The organism is Microbacterium capsulatum (genome assembly GCF_030865425.1).
In the GTDB taxonomy this organism is placed as follows: domain Bacteria; phylum Actinomycetota; class Actinomycetes; order Actinomycetales; family Microbacteriaceae; genus Microbacterium; species Microbacterium capsulatum.
The window spans coordinates 177,458-193,494 of the sequence record NZ_JAVFCB010000003.1; the positions used below are offsets into that span (position 1 = coordinate 177,458).

Here is a 16,037-nt window from a genome sequence, read left to right on the forward strand (position 1 = left end):
CAGCGTCGTCATCGACTACTCCGCGGGTACGGCGACGACGACCTTGGCGGGGCGCAGCTCCACGTCGCCCAGGCGGTAGCCCACCTCGACGACCTCGAGCACGGTGGCCTTCGTCACGCCCGGGGTGGGCTGCTGGAAGATCGCCTCGTGGTGCTGCGGGTCGAACTCCTCGCCCTTCTCGCCGTAGGAGGTCACGCCGAGGCGCTCCACCACGGTGCGCACCTTCTCGGCGATCGCGGCGAAGGGGGATCCCTCCACCAGATCGCCGTGCTGGGCGGCGCGATCGAGGTCGTCGAGCACCGGGAGCAGGCCCTTGGCGGCCTCGCCCCTGGCGCGCTGGATCTCGACGCTGCGCTGCTCCTCGGTGCGGCGGCGGTAGTTCGCGTACTCGGCCTGGAGGCGCTTGAGGTCGACGAGCAGGGTGTGCTCGGCGTCGTGCAGGGCCGCGTCCTCGACGGCGTCCTCGGCGAGGGCGTCCTCGTTCTGGGCGATGTTCAGGATGTCGTCCACCGTGAGCTCGTCGTCCGAGTCGTCCGCGGATTCGGCCGCGGGGCCGGACGCGTTCGCGTCCGACCCCTCGCCCGGGACGTCGTTCTCGTCGAAGTCCTTGGGATCCGTCATTACTTCTTCTCGTCCTCTTCGTCCACGACCTCGGCGTCCACGACGTCCTCCTCGGAGGCCGCGTGCTCGCCGGCCGGGGCGCCCTGGGAGGCGCCGGCGGCCTGGTCGGCCTGCGAGTGGGCGTAGATCGCCTCGCCGAGCTTCGACTGCGACTGGTTCAGCTTGTCGAACGCGGTCTTCACGGCCTCGTCGTCGTCGCCGGCGAGCGCGGTCTTCAGCGCGTCGACGTCGGCCTTGACCTCGGTCTTGACCTCCTCGGGCAGCTTGTCCTCGTTCTCCGAGATGAGCTTCTCGATCGAGTACGACAGGGTCTCGGCCTGGTTGCGGACCTCGGCCGACTCGCGGCGCTTCTTGTCCTCGGCGGCGTGCTCCTCGGCCTCGCGCACCATGCGGTCGATGTCGTCCTTGGACAGCGAGGATCCGCCGGTGATGGTCATCGACTGCTCCTTGCCGGTGCCCTTGTCCTTCGCGGACACGTGCACGATGCCGTTGGCGTCGATGTCGAAGGTGACCTCGATCTGCGGGATGCCGCGGGGGGCCGGGGCGATGCCCTGCAGCTCGAAGGTGCCGAGCGGCTTGTTGTCGCGGGTGAACTCGCGCTCGCCCTGGAAGACCTGGATCGCGACCGACGGCTGGTTGTCGTCGGCGGTGGTGAAGGTCTCGCTGCGCTTGGTCGGGATCGCGGTGTTGCGGTCGATGAGCTTGGTCATCATGCCGCCCTTGGTCTCGATGCCGAGGCTCAGCGGGGTGACGTCGATGAGCAGGACGTCCTTGCGCTCGCCCTTCAGCACGCCGGCCTGCAGGGCGGCGCCGACGGCGACGACCTCGTCCGGGTTCACGCCCTTGTTGGCCTCCTTGCCGGTCTCGCGCTTGACGAGCTCGGCCACGGCGGGCATGCGGGTGGATCCGCCGACGAGCACGACGTGCGCGATGTCGCCGACCTTGATGCCGGCCTCGCGGATGACGTCCTCGAAGGGCTTCTTGGTGCGGTCGAGGAGGTCCTTGGTGAGGTCCTCGAACTTGGCGCGGGTGATCGTCTCGGACAGGGAGACCGGGCCGTTCTCGGTGAGCGAGAGGTACGGCAGGTTGACGCTGGTCGAGGTGGAGGAGCTGAGCTCCTTCTTCGCCTGCTCCGAGGCCTCCTTGAGGCGCTGCAGGGCGATCTTGTCGCCGGAGACGTCGACGCCGGTCTCGTTCTTGAACTGGGTGATCAGGTAGTCGACGACGCGCTGGTCCCAGTCGTCACCGCCGAGGCGGTTGTCGCCGGCGGTCGCGCGGACCTGGATGGTGGAGAAGTCGTCGTCCTTGCCCACCTCGAGCAGGGACACGTCGAACGTGCCGCCGCCGAGGTCGAAGACGAGGATGAGCTCGTCCTCCTTGCCCTTGTCGAGGCCGTAGGCGAGGGCGGCCGCGGTGGGCTCGTTGATGATGCGGAGCACGTTCAGGCCGCTGATCTCGCCGGCCTCCTTGGTGGCCTGGCGCTCGGCGTCGTTGAAGTACGCCGGGACGGTGATGACCGCGTCGGTCACCGTGTCGCCCAGGTACGCCTCGGCGTCGCGCTTCAGCTTCTGCAGGATGCGCGCGGAGATCTCCTGCGGCGTCCACTTCTTGCCGTCGACCTCGAAGTGCCAGTCGGTGCCCATGTGGCGCTTGACCGACGCGATCGTGCGGTCGACGTTCGTGACGGCCTGGCGCTTCGCGGTCTCGCCGACGAGCACCTCCCCGTCCTTGGTGAAGGCGACCACCGACGGGGTGGTCCGGAAGCCTTCTGCGTTGGCGATGACCTTGGGCTCGCCGCCCTCGAGGACGCTGACGACGGAGTTCGTCGTACCGAGGTCGATACCGACAGCACGTGCCATTTGTTTTCTCCTTCAGTCGGAAGTGTGGGAAGTCTGCGCGACCCCCGGATCCCGGTACGGGAAACCTGAGTCGCAATGACTCAAGGATATGCCCGACGTCCAGAGTTGTCAACAAACTTGACACGAGGTAGCTCAAGTTTGCAGGTGCGGTGTCAGTGCTTCCCTCCGGGAGGGCCGACCATCAGCAGCACCGCGAAGATCGCGATCACGGCGGCGAGGATGAGCACCGCGAGCACCCACGGACGGCGCAGGAACCAGCGCATCGTGCGGTCGTACCAGGCGCCGTCGCGGGGGTCGTCGGTCTGCTCGAGCCGCCAGGTTCCGGCGAGCCGGCCGGTGCGGTGCAGCCCGATCTCCGCCGGGATGGTGGCATACGGGACGATCGCGCTCGCGATGGCGAGGATCGCGACGCCGACGCCCCAGCGCTGGTGGAAGGCGAGCAGCACCGCGGTCGCGCCGTAGGAGAGGAAGACGAAGCCGTGGATGGATCCGGCGATCGTCACCAGGAGCGGCGAGAGCCCCGTGGCGCGGCCGATGAGCGCGCCGATCAGCAGGGTCCAGGTGATGGCCTCGGCGATCGCGAGCACGCGGAAAAGGCGGGCGGGAGTGGTGAACACTTCTCTCCTCGGGTCGGGTCCGTTCCAGCCTAGGAATCCGGATCCGGCCTTCGCCTCCCGCCCTCCTCCACCTTTCGGAGGGTCTTCTCCCCCGAACGCGGCGACGCGGCGCTCGCGGTCCGCGACGCGCGTCGGTGCTCAGCCGAGCAGCCGGCCCCAGCGGGGGTCGAGCAGCGCGGATCCGGCGATGTCCAGGCAGTGCCAGAGCGTGACGGCCACCGAGTCGAGCACGGGCACGCCGGTGCGACGCTCGACCTCCTCCGTGATCGGAGCGCCGTAGAGGTTCGTGCACAGGTAGACGAGCGCGTCGGGGCGCCCCTCGGCGAGGGCGATCGACGGGTCGACGAGGGCTTCCGGGCGCACCCGGCCGAACGACTCGTTGTCGCTGAGCCCGAGCGCGTGCTGCCCGCCGACGGTGATGCCCTCGGCCGCGTACCGCGCGACGACCTGGTCGTTCACGTCCTGGGTGTACGGCGTGAGGAGCCCGATGTCGCCGATCCCGAACCGCTCGAACGCGGCGAAGTAGGCGAGCGTCGACGTGGTCGCCGGGATCCCGGTGGCCCGGGTGATCTCGTCGGCGATCGCGCGGTCGTGCTCGATCCCGAGCCAGGATCCGGAGGTCCCGTTCCAGGCGATGACGTCGACATCGGCGGTCGCAAGCAGCTCGGCGGCCGCGCGCATGCCGGCGGCGTCGAACTGCTGGTCGGATCCGGCGTCGAGCGCGATGCGGGTGACCGGGATCCGCGCGGAGTGCACGGTGACGTCGTCGCGCCCCTCGAGCAGGCGGTAGGTCATCGGCTCGAGGCAGGTGTTCGACGACGGCACGATCATCCCGATCCGGGTCGGCCGCGCGTCGGTGAGGATGTCGTTCTGCGCCATGGTCATGCGCCCTTTCCGGCGAGGGAGGCGACGGCCGCGGGTGCGGACTGCGGTCCCCGCTCGATGAGGCGCCCCACGGCGCCCGGGTCGTGGAAGCCGTCCTCGTCGAGCACGGTGCGGCCACCGGCCACGACGACCTGCGGCCAGCCGCGCAGCGTCCGGCCGTGGAACGGCGAGAAGTCGGTGCCCATGTGCAGGGCGGCGCCGTCCACGGTGCGCTCCTCGGTCGGGTCGAACACGACGAGGTCGGCGTCGTAACCGGCCTCGATCCGGCCCTTGCCCGGCAGCGCGTTGATCCGCGCGGGCGCGGTGGAGAACAGGTCGGCGAAGCGCTCGAGCACGGCGTCGGTGACCGCGGCGCCCTCGGTGAGCGCGGTGAACGCGGACGGCATCCGGGTCTCCACGCCGGGCAGGCCGTGCGGCATCTCCCGGACGTCGTCGCTGTGCACGCGCTTCTGGGTCATGTCGTAGCAGGAGTGGTCGCTCGCAACGGTGTCGACCGCTCCGCCCGCGAAGCGCTCGCGCAGCGCCGCGACCGTCTCCGCGTCCCGCATCGGCGGGCAGCAGGCGAACCACTCGGGGTACTCCGAGGCGTAGACGCCGTCGTCGATGAGCAGGTAGTGCGGGCAGGTCTCGGAGTAGGCCTCGAGTCCCCGGTCGCGGGCGTCGGCGACGAGGTCGACCGCGCCCGGGGTGGACTGGTGCACGAAGTACACCGGCGTTCCGATGTACTCCGCCATCGCCAGGACCTCGCGCACGGAGAGCTCCTCGGCGAGCTCGGGGCGGGTCTCGTGCAGGTGCTCGATACCGATCTCGCCGGCCTGGGCGCGCTCCTCGGTGCAGTCGACGATGATCGCGTCGTGCTCGGCGTGGATGATGGTCAGCCCGTCGAGCCGCTTCATCTCCTTCATCACCTTGAGCACGGTGTCGTTGTCGCTCATCGTGGAGCCGCGGTTGGTCATGTACATCTTGACCGAGCGGATGCCCATCGCGGCGAGCTCATCGAGCTGCGCGGGCACGGTCTCGTCCCAGCTGATGACGGATCCGTGAAGCGCGACGTCGCAGCGGGAGGCGAGCGCGAGCTCGCGCTTGTTCCGCGCGGCCTCGAGCGGGGTCTCGTTCGCATCGCGGGGGATCCCGAAGTCCATGATCGTGGTGGTGCCGCCCCAGAGAGCCGCGGCGCTCGTGGTCGCGTAGTCGTCGAGCGTGCGGTGGCTGCTGGTGATCTGCGCGACATGGCAGTGGCCGTCGACGCCGCCGGGGATCACGGCGCGGCCCTGGGCGTCGATCACGCGATCGGCGACGGGGACGGGCTCGGTCACGTCGAGGATCTCCTCGATCCGGCCGTCCGAGACGACGATGTGGCCGGATGCGGTGCCGTCCGCGTTGACGATCCGGGCGTTCGCGATGACGAGGTCGCTCATACGCGCTCGCCTCCTTCCGTGGGGGCAGCGGGCTGCTGCGCGATGTCGAGGGCTCGCTCCAGTGCGGGCGAGAGGCCCTTGCGGGGCTTGATCGGAGGCGCGGCGAACGCGCCGGCGCGGTGGGATCCGGAGGCGAGGCCGACGACGGCCTCGGCGAGGCGCACCCCGGCGCCGATGCCGTCCACCACGGGGACCGGGATCTGCGCGGCGACCTCGCGCGCAAGGCCCGCCAGCGGCGCGCCGGCGAGGATGATGACGTCGGCGCCGTCCTCGGCGACCGCCTGCTGGGCGAGGGCGACGAGCGTGGGGCCGAAGTCCTCCTGCACGGAGCCGATGCCGCCGAGCGCCTCGTTGATCGAGCGGATGGAGGCGAGCCGGCCGGCGAGGCCGAAGTTCTCGACGCACTCGCGGTACCAGGCGGTGATCCGGTTCGAGATCGCGATGATGGAGAACCGGTGGCCCTGCAGGGCCGCGGCGCAGAGCGCGGCCTCGGTGATGCCGATGACCGGCACGTCCACGAGCTCCTTCAGCGCGGGCATGCCCGGGTCGCCGAACGCGGCGACGACGACGCCGTCGACGGATCCGGCGTGCTCGGCGATCACCTCGGCGACGGCGCCGGCGGCGATCAGCGACTCGAACCGGGTCTCGATGTACTCCACGCCGTGCGGCGCGGTCTCGACGACCAGCTCGGTGTCAGCGCCGGCCGAGCGCAGCGCCTCGGTGCGGATGAGCTCGGTCACGGCCGAGCTGATGTTGGGGTTGATGATCAGGAGTCTCATGTCGCTCTCTCGTCGGCAGACCCTGCTGCCTCCGGCAGCTCACACGGTCTCTGGATACTGTTCGCGGTACTTCTCGATGTGCTCGGTGGACTGGTCGGCGGCCCGCTTCGGATCGCCGGTCGCGATGGCCTCGAGAAGCAGCTGGTGGTCATCGATGAGCTCCGGCAGGTTCTGCACGTGCCGGAACAGCCAGTGCATCCGGCCCTGCAGGGGTTCCAGCGCACTGCGCAGGAACGGGTTGTTCGCGATCCGGGTGACCTCGTCGTGGAACTCGCTGTTCAGCGCGTGGGTCTCGGGCAGGCTGCCCCGGGCCATGGCGTCCTTCGCGCGGCGCACGAGATCCCTCAACCGGTCGATGTCCGCCGGCGTGGCCCGCTGCGCCGCGAGCGAGCAGGCCAGCACCTCGAGGGCGTTGCGGACGCTGAACAGGTCCTCGACCTGATCCTCGTCCAGCGACGCCACCACCGAGCCGCGGGTCGCCGGCTCCGTGACCAGGCCCTCCTGCTGCAGCATCCGCAGCGCTTCCCGGACGGGGAGCCGGGAGACCGTGAACTCCGCCGCGAGATCCCGCTCGACCAGCCGGAACCCGGGGGCGTACTGCCCCTCGAAGATCCTGGCTCGCACGGCGTCCCTGATCACCTCGCGCAGTGGCTGCGCGCGATGGCCCTCGTCGACCGTCTGGTCCATCGAGCTCACCTCCCCATGTTCCCGTTATGGGATCCCAGCCTAGTGATGCGACCCGTCCGCGGATCGGGCCGAAGTCCGATCCGCGGACGGGGGCGATCATGCGCGCACGAGCCTCTTGCTGTAGTCCAGCACGAGGACCGCAGCACCCATGACGATCGCCGAACCGACGAAGTACAGCAGCGCCCAGGTGTAGCCGCCGGTCGCGCCGACGATGAAGCCGACGGCGATCGGGGTGATGAAGCCCGCGATGTTGCCGCTGAGGTTCATCGCGCCGCCCAGCACGCCGGCGTTCTCACGGCCGCCCAGGGTGGCGGGCACGGCCCAGAACAGGCCGACCCAGCGCAGGAAGAACAGCACGACCGAGAGCAGGATGACCGCGGTGATCGGGTCGCCGACCAGGGTCACGCCGACCAGGCCGAGGGTGACGACGACGGCGGCGAAGCCGAGCATCGAGCGCATCACGAGGTTCGCGCCGAAGCCGCGGGAGCGCAGCTTGTCGGCGATCGTGCCCCCGAGGATCTCGCCGACGAAACCGGCGCCGAAGATCACGAAGGTCGACCAGCCGACCGTCTTCAGGTCGAAGTGCTTGGCCTGGGCGAGGTACAGCGGGCCCCAGGTGAGCAGACCGTAGAAGACGCCGTTGAAACCGAGCCAGCCGAAGCACATGGCCCAGAAGGAGCGGAAACGGAGGTACTGCGCGAGCCCGCGGCGCGTCGGCACGGGACCGGTGAGCGCCTCCTCCTCGCGGTGCGAGGTCTCGATGTACTCGGCCTCGGCGTCGTTGACGGCCTTGTGCGCACGGGGGTTGTCACGGACGTACCACCAGATGAACAGGCCGAGCACGACGGTCGCGACACCGGCGATGATGAACGAGTACCGCCAGGATCCGGTGCTCGCGATCAGCCAGGTGATCAGGATGCCGCCGACGCCCGCGCCGAGCGGGGCGCCCGCGTCGAGGATCGTCGCACCGCGGCCGCGCTCCTTGGAGTGCATCCAGAGGGCGTTCAGCTTGCCGCCGGCGGGCATGACGCCGGCCTCGGTGACGCCGATCGCGGAGCGGGCGATGAACATGCTGAGGAACCCGCCGGTGAGGCCGGACGCGGCCGTCGCCGCACCCCAGCCGATGCACGAGGCGGTGACGACCTTGCGCGGGCCGAAACGGTCGATGAGGTAGCCGACCGGGACCTGCATGAGCGCGTAGGTCCAGAAGAAGGCGGAGAGCAGCAGGCCGACCAGCTCGGGCGAGAGGTGGAAGTCCTTCTGGATGATCGGCAGGGCGACGGAGATCGATCCACGGTCGACGTAGTTCACCGTCACGAGGATCAGCAGCAGGATGAAGAGCCGCCACCTCACCCGCGTGGGCTTGGCGCTGCTTCCAGTCGCGGTGTCGGTGGCCCCCGCGGTGCGGTCCGCGGTGGCCTCGTTCTGAAGGGACACGTGGTCCTCCTTCGCTTCTTCGAGAAGGGCGGGCCGACAGTCCTCGTCGGCCCGTTCAATCGGGTGCGGGAGCTCGGGAGAGTCCCTAGGATTGTGGGATCCCAGTTTGGGATCCCACAATCAGGGTAAGCGGACGATCCCCGGTTCGTCAAGTATTGGGATCCCAACATTCGAGAACCTCCGGACGGCGTGCATCTTTCGCCGTGTGGCAGGGGCGTCTTGCGCCGCGCGACAGGGGCGTCTTTCGCCGTGTGACAGGGCGGGGCGCGGTGAGGGTTCGGATCGGCCTATGCTCCGGGCATGCCCCGCCCCGCTCTGCTGGCCGTCTCGCACGGCACGTCGGATGCCGCCGGCGCCGCCGCGATCGCGCTGCTCGTGCGCCGCGTCGCCGAGCGGCTGCCCGACGTCGACGTGCACGAGGGCTTCGTGGACGTGCAGCAGCCGGACGCGCCTTCGACCCTCGCCGCGATCGACGGGCCCGCCGTCATCGTGCCGCTGCTGCTGTCGCAGGGCTTCCACGTGCGGGTGGATCTGGGCCGGGCCGCCCGGCCGCGCGCCGATGCGGTCGTGACGGATCCGCTCGGGCCGGATCGGCGGCTGGCGGGGATCCTCGCGCGACGCCTCGACGAGGCCGGAGCCGAACCGGTCGGCCCGGTCGTGCTGGCGGTCGCCGGATCCCGGGATCCGCGCTCGCTGCCGGATGCCGAGGGCATGGCGGCGCTGCTCGCCGTGCGGCTCGGCCGCGAGGTCGTGCCGGCGTATCTGGCGGCCCGCGAGCCGAGCGTTCCCGACGTCCTTCTTTCGCATCCGGGGGCGCCGGTGGCGACCTATCTGCTCGCGCACGGGTACTTCTACGACGTCACCCGCCGCGTCGCCGACTCGGCGCCCGTCACCGAGCCGCTGCTGGACGACGGCGAGCCCCCGGTCGAGCTCGTGGACCTGGTGGTCGACAGGTACCGTGCCGGCGAGGCAGAACTCGCGCGGGCGGAGGCCTGAGAGCGGTGCGTACCGCGGCCTTCCGGGCTGCTCACTTGTCGCGAATCGCCGCCAAAACCAGCGTTTGAGGGCGTGTCGCGACCAGCGAGCAGGAGAAGGCGAGACCGGATCCCACCGCTTCCGGGGCTGAACGCGCACCGGTCGTCGAGCGAGCACAGCGAGACCACACGCCCCCCAGCCGCCGCGGATCCACGCTGTGGAACAGTAGTATTTATGTTCGAATGTTGCTAGGCTGGGCTCATGACCAGCACCCTCGACCCGCTCCTCGAAGCCGCCCGGCTTCTGGAGGGCGCGTGGGGTGAGGCGGACTCCGGGGCGGGGCTGTCGCGGGCCCGGCTGGTCGCGGTGAATGAGGCTCTGGGGCGGCTCAAGCGCACGGCCGACGCGGTGCATGCCGAGGTCGCGGCCCGCCTGGCCGAGGAGTCCCGGCCCGAGCTGGGGCCGGAGTCGCTCGCGAAGCAGCAGGGGTTCCGCAACACCGCGCAGCTGATCGCGACGACCACGGGTGCGTCGACCGGGGAGGCGGTGCGCCTGGTCAAGGTCGGGGAGGCGACGGCGCCGCGGACGAACCTGATCGGGGAAGCACTGCCGGTGAAGTTCCCCGCCGTGCGTGAGGCCCTGTCCGCGGGTCGGATCGGTGCGACGGCAGCGGGCGTGATCGTCGCGTTCCTGGACCGGATGATCCCGAAGGCGGGGCGTGAGCGGGTCGCGGAAGCCGAGCGGGCACTGGTCGGGCTCGCGCCGGGGCTGTCGGGGGACGAGGTGCGACGGACGGTCACCCGCATGCAGGCCCATCTGGATCCCGACGGGGTCGCGCCGCGCGAGGACGAGCTGCGTGCCCGGGCGGCGGTGACGATGTTCGAGCGTGAGGGGATGCTGCACGTGAACGCGGTGCTGGATCCGGCCCGCGGCGCCCCGGTGAAGGCGGCGATCCAGGGTTTCGTGTCGGCGGAGTTCGCCGCGAAGCGCGACGGCCGGGACCCGCATGCCGCAGACAGCGACCGCCGCTCCGTGTCGCAGATCCAGGCCGACGCGCTCGTGCACCTCGCCGAGCACGCCCTCACCTGCGTGAAGAACACGACACTGAACGGGGCGACGGTGATCGTCCGCGTGAACGCGGCCGATCTGCAGGACGGCACCGGGTTCGGGCTCATCGACGGCATCGAGCAGCCGGTCGGCATCGACACCGTGCGCCGCATGGCCGGCGGGGGCGGCGTGACCCGGTGGGTGTGCGGTGACGACGGGGAGATCCTGAACTGGGGGCGCGAGCGGCGCCTGTTCACCCGCACGCAGCGGCTCGCCCTCGCCGAACGCGACGGAGGATGCGCATTCTGCGGGCTCCCGCCCGGCGTGACGAAGGCCCACCACATCGCCTGGTGGAAACGCGACCGCGGGAAGACCGATCTCGCCAACGGGGTGCTGCTCTGCGAGACGTGCCACCACCTCATCCACGACAACGGCTGGGACATCCGCATCGACGGCACCGGAATCCGCGCCAAAGTCTGGTTCCTGCCACCACCCACCGTCGACCCGCACCGCACACCCCGCCTCGGCGGCCGAGCCCGCACCGAACTCATCGCCTGAGCCCGCGCACCGCTGGCCTCACGGACCGGTTCGGGAAGCCGGAAAGCACAGGAGGACGAGCGGCGGCGCCCCTATTGAACCGCATCCAACCGGGACGAATCTGGACAATGTCGAAGAATGTCGTCGCGTGTCGGAGCCGCTGACACACTCGAGCGTCCGGTAAGGATCCGCACGTACCGTGTCCGCATGTCCTCCGAATCGATCGCCCCCGTCCGCGGCGCGCGCACCCGCACTGCCCGCGTGCCCACGAAGCCGCACGGCCAGTGGGCCGTCGACGGCAACGAGCCCCTCAACGGCAATGAGGAGTGGAAGCTCGCCGACGGCGGGCTGAGCGTGCGCGAGCGGATCGAGAAGACCTACGCCGCCGGCGGCTTCTCCTCGATCGACCCCACCGACCTGCACGGCCGGTTCCGCTGGTGGGGCCTGTACACCCAGCGCAAGCCGGGCATCGACGGCGGCCGCACGGCCCAGCTCGAGCCGCACGAGCTCGAGGACGAGTACTTCATGATGCGGGTGCGCATCGACGGCGGCCAGCTCACGACCGAGCAGCTGCGCGTGATCGGCGGGATCTCCACCGAGTTCGCGCGCGACTCCGCCGACATCACCGACCGCCAGAACATCCAGCTGCACTGGGTGCGCGTCGAGGACGTGCCCGAGATCTGGCGCCGCCTCGAGGGCGTCGGCCTCAGCACGACCGAGGCGTGCGGCGACGTGCCGCGCGTGATCCTCGGATCCCCCGTCGCCGGCATCGCGGCCGACGAGCTGATCGACCCCACACCGCAGATCCTCGAGATCGCCGAGCGGTTCATCGGCGACGAGACGCTTGCGAACCTGCCCCGCAAGTACAAGACCGCGATCACCGGCCACCCCAGCCAGGACGTCGTGCACGAGATCAACGACTGCGCCTTCGTCGCCGTCGAACACCCCGAGCTCGGGATCGGCTACGACCTGTGGGTCGGCGGCGCCCTCTCCACCGTGCCGCGGCTCGGCGAGCGCCTCGGGGTCTTCGTCAGCCCCGACCGCGTGGCCGAGGTCTGGCACGGGGTGACGCAGATCTTCCGGGACTACGGCTACCGGCGCCTGCGCAACAAGGCGCGACTGAAATTCCTGCTGGCCGACTGGGGCACGGAGAAGTTCCGCCAGGTGCTGGAGGGCGAGTACCTCGAGACGCCGCTGCCCGACGGCCCCGCCGCCCCGAAGCCGGTCGGCAAGGGCGACCACGTCGGCGTGCATCTGCAGAAGGACGGCCTCTACTTCGTCGGCGCGGCCCCCGCGGTCGGCCGGGTCTCCGGCACCGTGCTCACCGGGCTCGCCGATCTCGCCGAGGCGCACGGATCCTCCCGGGTCCGCACCACGCCGTACCAGAAGGTGCTCGTGCTCGACATCGAGAAGGATCGGGTGGAGTCGCTCATCGCGGGCCTGTCGAAGCTGGGCCTCGAAGCCCGCCCGAGCCTGTTCCGCCGCGCGACCATCGCCTGCACCGGCATCGAGTACTGCAAGCTCGCGATCGTCGAGACCAAGGTCAACGCGACCATCGCGATCGAGCAGCTCGAGCAGCGCCTCGGTGCGCTCGAGCCCGAGATCGGCCGCCCGATCACGCTCCACGTGAACGGCTGCCCGAACTCGTGCGCACGCATCCAGACCGCCGACATCGGCCTCAAGGGCCAGCTCGTCATGATCGACGGCGAGCAGGTGCCCGGCTACCAGGTGCACCTCGGCGGCGGCCTCGCGAACTCCGACCGCGAGGAGGCCGGCCTCGGCCGCACCGTGCGCGGCCTCAAGGTTCCGGCCGACGGGATCGCGGACTACGCCGAGCGCGTGATCCGCCGCTACCTGGCCGACCGCGTCGACGCGGACGAGACGTTCGCGACCTGGGCACACCGCGCCGACGAGGAGGCACTGGTATGAGCATCGCCCTCGATCTCCGCCCCGCGCGCCGCAGCATCGACGAGCTCCGCGCGCTCGCCGAGCGGGGCGCCCGCGAGCTGCGCAGCGGATCCGCCGACGAGGCCTCCCCCGCCGAGGTCGTCGCCTGGGTCGCCGCGAACGTCTCCCCGCGCCTGGCCGCCGTGGCCTGCTCGATGGCCGACGCCGCGCTCCCCCACCTCGTCGCCGAGGCGATCCCCGGCGTGGACGTGCTGTTCCTCGACACCGGCTACCACTTCCTCGAGACGACGTTCACGCGCGACGAGGTCGCCCGCACCCTGGACGTGCGGATCGTCGACGTCAAGCCCGCCCAGACCGTGCGCGAACAGGACGAGGAGTTCGGCAAGGACCTCTTCTCCCGCGACCCCGCGCTGTGCTGCGAGCGCCGCAAGGTCGCCCCGCTGCACCAGGCGCTCGGCGGCTACGAGGTGTGGTTCACGGGGGTGCGCCGCGACGAGGCGCCCACCCGCACGAACACCCCGGTCATCGTCTTCGACGAGCGCAACGGCCTGATCAAGGTCAACCCGGTCGCGAGCTGGAGCTTCGACGACCTCATCGACTACGCCACCGCGCACGAGGTCGTGGTGAACCCGCTCGTCGCGAACGGGTACCCCTCGATCGGCTGCGCCCCGTGCACCAGGCCCGTCGCGGCCGGCGAAGACCCCCGCTCCGGCCGCTGGGCCGGGCTCTCGAAGACGGAATGCGGACTCCACCTATGAGCATCGACACCCTCACCGCCCCGGTCCCGGCCCTGGCCGGCCGCGCTGCGGCGCCGACCCTGAGCGGCCTCGACCTGCTCGAGGCCGAGGCGATCCACATCATCCGCGAGGTCGTCGCCGAGTTCGAGCGACCCGTGCTGCTGTTCTCCGGCGGCAAGGACTCCGTGCTCGTGCTGCACCTCGCCGCGCGCGCCTTCGCGCCCGGCCGGATCCCGTTCTCGGTGCTGCACGTCGACACCGGCCACAACTTCGACGAGGTGATCCGGTTCCGCGACGAGACGGTCGAGCGCCTCGGACTCACGCTCGAGGTCGCGCGGGTGCAGGACTACATCGACGACGGCCGCCTGGCCGAGCGCCCCGACGGCACCCGCAACGTGCTGCAGACGCAGCCGCTGCTCGACGCGATCGCCGCCGGCAAGCACGATGCCGTGTTCGGCGGAGCCCGTCGTGACGAGGACAAGGCCCGCGCCAAGGAGCGCATCATCTCCCTGCGCGACGAGTTCGGGCAGTGGGATCCGCGCAACCAGCGCCCCGAACTGTGGAGCCTGTACAACGGTCGGCACACCCCCGGCAAGCACGTGCGCGCGTTCCCGATCTCGAACTGGACCGAGCTCGACGTGTGGCGCTACATCGCCCGCGAGCGGATCGCCCTGCCGCCGCTGTACCTGGCGCACGAGCGCGAGGTGTTCCGCCGCGACGGCATGTGGTGGGCCGTGAACGAGCACGCCCGGCCCCGCGAGGGCGAGCAGGTCGAGCGCCGCGTCGTCCGCTACCGCACGGTCGGCGACGCGAGCTGCACCGGCGCCGTCGAGTCCGACGCCGACACGGTCGACGCGGTCGTCGCCGAGGTCGCCCGCTCCACGCTCACCGAGCGCGGCGCCACGCGCGCCGACGACCGGATCAGCGAGGCCGCCATGGAGGACCGCAAGAAGAACGGATACTTCTGATGAGCACCACCGAGACCTCTGAGGTCGTTGAGCGAGCGAAGCGAGACGAAACGCCATCGCCCGCCGGAAGCCGCGTTTCGTCTCGGTCGGCTTCGCCGTCCTCGCTCAACGACCCCGAAAAGCACGCGACTTCGCCGTCGTCGCTCAACGACCCCGAAAAGCAGGCGGCTTCGCCGTCCTCGCTCAACGACCGTGAGGGAGCCTCGGCGCTGCTGCGGGACACGACCCTGTTCCGGTTCGCGACCGCGGGATCCGTCGACGACGGCAAGTCCACGCTCGTCGGCCGACTCCTGCACGACGCGAAGGCGATCCTCGCCGACCAGCTCGAGCAGGTCGCGCGCACCTCCGCCGACCGCGGCTTCGCGCACGGCGAGTTCGACTTCGCGCTGCTCACCGACGGTCTGCGCGCCGAGCGCGAGCAGGGCATCACGATCGACGTGGCCTACCGCTACTTCTCGACCGATGCGCGCAGCTTCATCCTCGCCGACTGCCCCGGGCACGTGCAGTACACCCGCAACATGGTCACCGGATCCGCGACCGCCGACGCCGTGGTCGTGCTCATCGACGCGCGCAAGGGCGTCGTCGAGCAGACCCGCCGCCACCTCGCCGTGGTGTCGTTGCTGCGCGTGCCGCACGTCATCATCGCGGTGAACAAGATCGACCTCACGGGCTTCGACGAGAAGCGCTACCGCGCCGTCGAGGAGCAGGCGAACCAGGTCGCGGTCGAGCTCGGCCTGATCGACGCGCACGTCATCCCGGTGTCGGCCCTCGAGGGCGACAACATCGTGGACGCCTCCGAGCGCACCCCCTGGTACGGCGGCCCGACGCTGCGGGAGCTGCTCGAGACGCTGCCCGCACGCGCCGCCGAGGAGGACGCCGCGTTCCGCCTGCCGGTGCAGACCGTGATCCGCCCCCAGGGAGGCGTCTCGGCGCTGATCGATGAGGACGAGGCCGCCGGGCTCCGCGACTACCGCGGCTTCGCCGGGCGCGTGTCGAGCGGATCCGTCCGGGTCGGCGACCGCGTGCAGGTCTTCCCCGGCGGGCACGAGACGACCGTGACCGGGATCCGCGTCGCCGGCCGGGAGGCGGAGTACGCGCACACCGCGCAGTCGATCGCCGTCACACTCGCCGACGAGGTCGACGCCGCCCGCGGCGCCCTCATCGCCGCCGCCGGCACCCTGCCGACCGGGCACCAGGAGGCCGAGGTCGAGATCTTCCAGCTCGATGTCCGGCCGATCACTCCGGGCGCCCGCGTGCTGGCCAAGCACGGCACGTCCACGGTGCAGGCGATCGTGAGCGAGGTGCTCTCCCGCCGCGACCTGGACACCCTCGCCCTCGAGGACGCGTCCGAGCTGGCCGTGAACGAGATCGGCCGGGTGCGGATCCGCTTCGCGTCCCCGCTGCCGCTCGAGACCTACGCCGACGACCGCGAGGGCGGCGCGCTGCTGCTCATCCACCCCGCCGACGGCGCGACCCTCGCCGCCGCGACCGTCGTCGAGACCACGTGATCATGCGGGGTGGGGGGGGGGGGGGGCCCCCCCCCCCCCGGCGGCGCACCCCCC

Annotated in this window: 14 protein-coding genes; 6 read left to right on the top strand and 8 right to left on the bottom strand. The window is 70.8% G+C overall.

Going from position 1 to position 16,037, the window contains the following annotated elements; translation table 11 throughout:
- Positions 1–15: 15 nt before the first annotated feature.
- The 8 genes from RBR11_RS06235 to RBR11_RS06270 form a co-directional block, all read right to left on the bottom strand.
- Positions 16–621, bottom strand: a complete 606-nt coding sequence (locus RBR11_RS06235) for a nucleotide exchange factor GrpE (protein WP_308488455.1) — start codon at positions 619–621, stop codon at positions 16–18.
- Positions 621–2,480 (bottom strand): molecular chaperone DnaK, encoded by a 1,860-nt coding sequence (dnaK, locus tag RBR11_RS06240; protein WP_308488456.1) that lies wholly within the window; start codon positions 2,478–2,480, stop codon positions 621–623. Before dnaK ends, RBR11_RS06235 begins: the two co-directional genes overlap by 1 nt.
- Positions 2,481–2,632: 152 nt before the next feature.
- Positions 2,633–3,097 carry a DUF3817 domain-containing protein gene (locus RBR11_RS06245; RefSeq protein ID WP_308488457.1) on the bottom strand — a complete coding sequence of 155 codons (465 nt, stop codon included), beginning with the start codon at positions 3,095–3,097 and terminating at the stop codon, positions 2,633–2,635.
- Between the two features lie 138 nt (positions 3,098–3,235).
- A complete protein-coding gene (locus tag RBR11_RS06250; RefSeq protein WP_308488458.1) occupies positions 3,236–3,982 on the bottom strand; it encodes a maleate cis-trans isomerase family protein in 747 nt (248 codons plus the stop codon).
- The gene (locus RBR11_RS06255; protein WP_308488459.1) at positions 3,979–5,400 is read right to left on the bottom strand and encodes an amidohydrolase family protein; all 1,422 of its coding nucleotides are present in this window, start codon (positions 5,398–5,400) and stop codon (positions 3,979–3,981) included. Before RBR11_RS06255 ends, RBR11_RS06250 begins: the two co-directional genes overlap by 4 nt.
- Complete coding sequence (locus RBR11_RS06260) at positions 5,397–6,179, bottom strand: aspartate/glutamate racemase family protein (protein ID WP_308488460.1); 783 nt, start codon at positions 6,177–6,179, stop codon at positions 5,397–5,399. Before RBR11_RS06260 ends, RBR11_RS06255 begins: the two co-directional genes overlap by 4 nt.
- A gap of 39 nt (positions 6,180–6,218) precedes the next feature.
- Entirely contained in the window at positions 6,219–6,866 is a 648-nt protein-coding gene (locus tag RBR11_RS06265; RefSeq protein ID WP_308488461.1) for a GntR family transcriptional regulator, read from the bottom strand.
- A gap of 96 nt (positions 6,867–6,962) precedes the next feature.
- A complete protein-coding gene (locus RBR11_RS06270) occupies positions 6,963–8,303 on the bottom strand; it encodes an MFS transporter (protein WP_308488462.1) in 1,341 nt (446 codons plus the stop codon).
- A gap of 300 nt (positions 8,304–8,603) precedes the next feature.
- Here RBR11_RS06270 and RBR11_RS06275 point away from each other — a divergent pair, with 300 nt between their 5' ends.
- The 6 genes from RBR11_RS06275 to RBR11_RS06300 all read left to right on the top strand — a co-directional run bounded on the left by RBR11_RS06275 (position 8,604) and on the right by RBR11_RS06300 (position 15,983).
- Positions 8,604–9,299, top strand: coding sequence for a sirohydrochlorin chelatase (locus tag RBR11_RS06275; RefSeq protein ID WP_308488463.1), 696 nt, complete (start codon positions 8,604–8,606; stop codon positions 9,297–9,299).
- 240 nt (positions 9,300–9,539) lie between these two features.
- Positions 9,540–10,883, top strand: a complete 1,344-nt coding sequence (locus tag RBR11_RS06280; protein ID WP_308488464.1) for an HNH endonuclease — start codon at positions 9,540–9,542, stop codon at positions 10,881–10,883.
- Positions 10,884–11,069: 186 nt separating this feature from the next.
- Positions 11,070–12,791 carry a nitrite/sulfite reductase gene (locus RBR11_RS06285; RefSeq protein WP_308488465.1) on the top strand — a complete coding sequence of 574 codons (1,722 nt, stop codon included), beginning with the start codon at positions 11,070–11,072 and terminating at the stop codon, positions 12,789–12,791.
- Positions 12,788–13,528 carry a phosphoadenylyl-sulfate reductase gene (locus RBR11_RS06290; protein ID WP_308488466.1) on the top strand — a complete coding sequence of 247 codons (741 nt, stop codon included), beginning with the start codon at positions 12,788–12,790 and terminating at the stop codon, positions 13,526–13,528. Before RBR11_RS06285 ends, RBR11_RS06290 begins: the two co-directional genes overlap by 4 nt.
- Positions 13,525–14,475 carry a sulfate adenylyltransferase subunit CysD gene (gene cysD, locus RBR11_RS06295; protein ID WP_308488467.1) on the top strand — a complete coding sequence of 317 codons (951 nt, stop codon included), beginning with the start codon at positions 13,525–13,527 and terminating at the stop codon, positions 14,473–14,475. Before RBR11_RS06290 ends, cysD begins: the two co-directional genes overlap by 4 nt.
- Positions 14,475–15,983, top strand: a complete 1,509-nt coding sequence (locus RBR11_RS06300) for a sulfate adenylyltransferase subunit 1 (RefSeq protein WP_308488468.1) — start codon at positions 14,475–14,477, stop codon at positions 15,981–15,983. The genes cysD and RBR11_RS06300 overlap by 1 nt, the downstream gene beginning before the upstream one ends.
- Positions 15,984–16,037: the final 54 nt, after the last annotated feature.

What these genes read in the sequence shown, in the direction of transcription:
- RBR11_RS06275 (WP_308488463.1), top strand. Translation starts at nt 8,604, where the DNA reads ATGCCCCGCCCCGCTCTGCTGGCCGTCTCGCACGGCACGTCGGATGCC.
- RBR11_RS06255 (WP_308488459.1), bottom strand. Translation starts at nt 5,400, where the DNA reads ATGAGCGACCTCGTCATCGCGAACGCCCGGATCGTCAACGCGGACGGC.
- RBR11_RS06250 (WP_308488458.1), bottom strand. Translation starts at nt 3,982, where the DNA reads ATGACCATGGCGCAGAACGACATCCTCACCGACGCGCGGCCGACCCGG.
- dnaK (WP_308488456.1), bottom strand. Translation starts at nt 2,480, where the DNA reads ATGGCACGTGCTGTCGGTATCGACCTCGGTACGACGAACTCCGTCGTC.
- RBR11_RS06300 (WP_308488468.1), top strand. Translation starts at nt 14,475, where the DNA reads ATGAGCACCACCGAGACCTCTGAGGTCGTTGAGCGAGCGAAGCGAGAC.
- RBR11_RS06285 (WP_308488465.1), top strand. Translation starts at nt 11,070, where the DNA reads ATGTCCTCCGAATCGATCGCCCCCGTCCGCGGCGCGCGCACCCGCACT.
- RBR11_RS06235 (WP_308488455.1), bottom strand. Translation starts at nt 621, where the DNA reads ATGACGGATCCCAAGGACTTCGACGAGAACGACGTCCCGGGCGAGGGG.
- RBR11_RS06260 (WP_308488460.1), bottom strand. Translation starts at nt 6,179, where the DNA reads ATGAGACTCCTGATCATCAACCCCAACATCAGCTCGGCCGTGACCGAG.
- RBR11_RS06280 (WP_308488464.1), top strand. Translation starts at nt 9,540, where the DNA reads ATGACCAGCACCCTCGACCCGCTCCTCGAAGCCGCCCGGCTTCTGGAG.
- cysD (WP_308488467.1), top strand. Translation starts at nt 13,525, where the DNA reads ATGAGCATCGACACCCTCACCGCCCCGGTCCCGGCCCTGGCCGGCCGC.
- RBR11_RS06265 (WP_308488461.1), bottom strand. Translation starts at nt 6,866, where the DNA reads ATGGACCAGACGGTCGACGAGGGCCATCGCGCGCAGCCACTGCGCGAG.
- RBR11_RS06290 (WP_308488466.1), top strand. Translation starts at nt 12,788, where the DNA reads ATGAGCATCGCCCTCGATCTCCGCCCCGCGCGCCGCAGCATCGACGAG.